This window comes from Mycobacterium colombiense (genome assembly GCF_001672755.1).
GTDB lineage: Bacteria > Actinomycetota > Actinomycetes > Mycobacteriales > Mycobacteriaceae > Mycobacterium > Mycobacterium colombiense_C.
The window spans coordinates 1-4,121 of sequence record NZ_LZKI01000181.1; the positions used below are offsets into that span (position 1 = coordinate 1).

Annotated in this window: 1 protein-coding gene; it reads right to left on the bottom strand. The window is 68.7% G+C overall.

Features of this window, described 5'->3' with window-relative positions; all coding sequences use genetic code 11:
* A partial coding sequence (locus A5708_RS22815) for a non-ribosomal peptide synthetase (protein ID WP_155766153.1) occupies positions 1–4,121 on the bottom strand: 4,121 nt, incomplete at both ends.

Below are 4,121 nucleotides of genomic sequence, written 5' to 3' on the forward strand. Positions count from 1 at the left end.
ATGTTGTACACCGGCGAGGGGCCCTGCAACTGGTCAAGGAACCACAACCGCTGCTGGGCGAACGACAACGGCACCACAGAAGGACGCTGCATCGGTACCAATCGTGGTCGCGCGCCGGCACCCTCACGGATGTGCAGCGCGAGCTGGGCCACCGTGGGCGCGTCGAACACGGTGCGCACCGACAGGTCGGTGTCCAGGCCGGTGTTGATCGCGGCGATCAGGCGCATCGCCGACAGTGAGTCCCCGCCCAGATCGAAGAAAGAGTCGTCCGTTCCGACCCGCTCGGCCCCGAGCACCTGGACGTAGATGTCGGTCAGGATCTCCTCAACCGGGTTGGCCGGGGGCCGGTACCGACTCGCGGTGTATTCGGGTGCGGGCAGCGCGCGGGTGTCGAGTTTGCCGCTCGGGGTCAGCGGCAGTGTGTCGATGGCCATGACGGCGGCCGGAACCATGTAGGCCGGGAGCCGCTCGGCCAGCTGAGTGCGTAGGTCGGCGGGGTCTGCGGTGCCGGTGAAATAGGCGACGATCCGCTTGTCACCGGGGCGGTCCTGGCGGGCGGTGACCACCGCCTGCTCGACGCCGTGCAGCGCCATGAGGGCGGCCTGGATTTCGCCGAGTTCGACGCGGTAGCCGCGGATCTTGACCTGTTCGTCGGCACGGCCGACGAATTGCAGCTGTCCATCCGCGCGCCAGCGCACCAGATCCCCGGTGCGGTACATCCGTGCCCCCGGTCCGCCGAATGGGCTCGCCACGAACCGCGATGCCGTCAACCCGGCCCTACCGAGGTACCCGACCCCGACGCCGGCACCGGCGACATACAACTCACCCACCACGCCGATCGGCACCGGACGCAACCATCCATCCAGCACAAACAACGCCGCGCCGGGGACGGGCGCACCGATCGGAGGCGGCCCTGCCCCCGATTTCAGCGGCGCAGTCCTGGACGCACACACCGTGGTCTCGGTTGGGCCGTAGGCGTTGACCACCACCCGTCCCGGCGCCCACCGATCCACCACCTCGACCGGGCACGCCTCACCGGCCAGCAGCAACGCCGTCGACTCCAGCCCCTCCGGCGACAGCGCCCCCACCGCCGACGGAGTTTGACTCCAGAAGCTGACCTGCTCAGCAACCAGCAAGGCTTGGAGATCCTTCGGTGAACTCGTCACCGAGTCGGGCACCACCACCAGCCGGCCGCCGGTGAGCAATGCGCCCCAGACCTCCTCGGCTGAGGCGTCGAAGGCCAACGAATGCCACTGTGCCCACACTCCCGCCGCCGGCAGTCCGATATAGAGCGATCCCAGCAGCTGGGTCAGGTTGTGGTGGGTGATGGCCACCCCTTTGGGGGTGCCGGTGGTGCCCGAGGTGTAGATCAGGTAGGCGATATCGGCAGGACTCGGCCCCGGCAACGGCGTGCCGGGTTGAGCGTTCACCCGTGGATCGGCAACATCGATGACCGTCACGCCGTGCCCGTTAAGCCGCGGTCGCAGCCCGTCGGTGGTGATCGCGGCCGTCGGCGCGGCATCGGCAATCATGAATCCGATCCGCGCCGCCGGCAGCGCCGGATCGATCGGCAGGTAAGCCGCCCCGGTCTTGAGGACGGCCAGCATCGCCACGACCGCCTGAGCCGAACGCTCCACCAGCAGCGCCACATACTCACCCGGCCCCGCCCCATGGTCGGCGAGCAGATGCGCCAACCGGTTTGCGGCCTCGTCAAGCTCGCGGTAGGTCATCGATTTGCCCTCGAATGTCACCGCCGCCGCCTCGGGGGTGCGGGCCAGCTGGTCGGCGAACAGCTCCGGAATCGACATCGGTGGCGGTCCTGACCAGGTCAGCACGCCGCGGTTGGCGAACTGGTCCAGCCGGGCGTGCTCATCCTCGTCAACCAGATCCACCGACGACAACGACCGCCCCGGATCGGCGGTCATCGCCGCCAACAGCCGCAGTAACCGGTCCGTCAGCGCCTGAACGCTGTCCGGCGGCAGCACACCGGTGGCGTACTCGACACGAAGCTCGAGTTCGGTGCCCGGACGGATTGCCATCGTCAGTGGATAGTGGGTGGATTCGCGACCGTGGATCTCGGTGATCGCCAACCCGTTGATGCCGGACAACGTGGTGCTGTCGACGGGGTAGTTCTCGTAGACGAACAGGGTGTCGAACAGCTGGTCATGACCGGTGATGCGGTGAATCTCGCTGAGTGCCAGATGTTGATGGTCCAGTGTGTCGTTGTGGGCGGTTTGCAGTTGGTCGAGCAGGTCGGCGGTGGTGGTGGCGGCGTCGACGGTGGCGCGGACCGGCACGGTGTTGATCAACAGGCCCACCATCGAGTCCGCGCCCACCACCTCGGTCGGTCTGCCCGAGACCACGGCGCCGAAGGTCACGTCGTGCTGGCCGGTCAGCCACATCAGCAGCTGAGCCCAAGCGGCTTGGAGCACGGTGTTGACGGTGGTGCGGTGGGAGCGCGCCAGCTCGCTGACGGCCCGGGAGGTCTCGACCGATACCCGGAACGACTCGACGCTTCGGCCGCCACGGTCTAGCCGGTCCGGCGGACCGACCAGGGTGGGGGCGTCGAAGCCGTCCAGCACCTCGCGCCAGGCCGCCTCGGCGGCGTCGAGATCTCGACCGGCCAGCCAGGTGACAAAGCTGCGGTACGGCGCAGGGGCGGGCAGGTGCTGGGAGTGGTAGCTGGCGAATATCTCGCTGAGCAGGATCGGCAGCGACCAACCGTCCATCACTATGTGGTGGAAGGTCAGGATGAACCGGTGCCGGTCCTCGCCGGTACGGACCAATGCGGCCCGAAACGCCGGCCCGTCGGCCAGCTCGCACACCGCGGCGCGCTCCTCGGCGCACACCCGTTGGACTTGCTCATCGGCATCACCGGCGTCGAATTCCAAGTGCCGCCACCCCGGCGCGGGATCGGCCGGGATGACCTGCACCGGCTCGCCGAACTCCACGTGGAAGCGCGCCGCCAGATGCGGATGACGGTTGATCACCGTGTGTACCGCTGCGCGCAGCCGGTAGGCGTCGAGGGCGCCGCTGAACGTGGTGTCCAGCTGCACCGCATACACGTCGTCGGTCGACTGCGCGGTTCTCGCGTGGAAGAGCAGTCCTTCCTGCAAGGGGGTCAAGGGCAGCACGTCGGCGGTCGCTTGGTGTCTTTGGAGCTCGTCGATCTGGTGTTGAGCCAGTCGCGCCGGCGCGATGTCCGACGGCGTCAGCCCGCCGCCGCCGTTGCGCACGTGGGCGCAGATGCCCGTCAGGGCGTCGAACCACAGCTGGGCAAGGACACTGACCTGGGGGTGGTCCAGCGCCGAGGGCGCCCAGGTCCACGTGGCATGCAGGCTCGCGCCGGCCCCGGTTTCGACCGTGCCCGCATTGAGCTCGAGGGTGTGGGCCAGTGGAATGGGCACCGCGGCGGCGGCGCCGGTGAGCGTGACGCCGTCCGGGCCGATCCGCCATCTATCGTCGGAGAGTTCGGCCGCCGCGGCCCCGAGCCGTCCCAGGTAGTTGAAGCCGATCGGTGGGTCGGCCTCGGGCAGGTCGGCGTCGGGATTGAGGTAGCGCAGCAGGCCGTAGGTCAGAGGCTCGGGCAGGGCGCGCAGCTGTTCTTTGGCGTCCTTGATGACGGTGCCCAGGGCGGGTGCGCCGGCGATCACCTGCGCCCAGGGCAGCGCGCCGACGGTCAGTGCGATGGGGTATTTGGTGGTGAACCATCCCACGGTGCGTGACAGGTCCACGTCGGCGGCCAGTTCGTCGGCGCGGCCGTGGCCTTCGACGTCGATGCCGATGGACGCGTCGCCAGTGTCCAGGTAGCGCGCCCAGGCCAACCCGAATGCGATGAGCAGGATGTCGTGGATGCCGGCGTGAAACGCCGCGGGCACCTCGCCGAGCAGCATGCGGGTGGTCTCGGTGTCCAGCTGCACGCTCAACTGCCCGGCACTGGCATAGGTGTCGACCTCGGGTTGGACTGCGGGCAGCCCCGCCGGGCCAGTGGCGATTTGTCGCCATGTTTGCGCCGTGTTGACCACCGCGGCGGTGTGGGCATGCTCGGCCAGCAGCGCCGACCAGCGGGCGAACGAGGTGCCCCCGGCCGGCAGCGTTATTGGTTGTCCGTGACGGTGCTG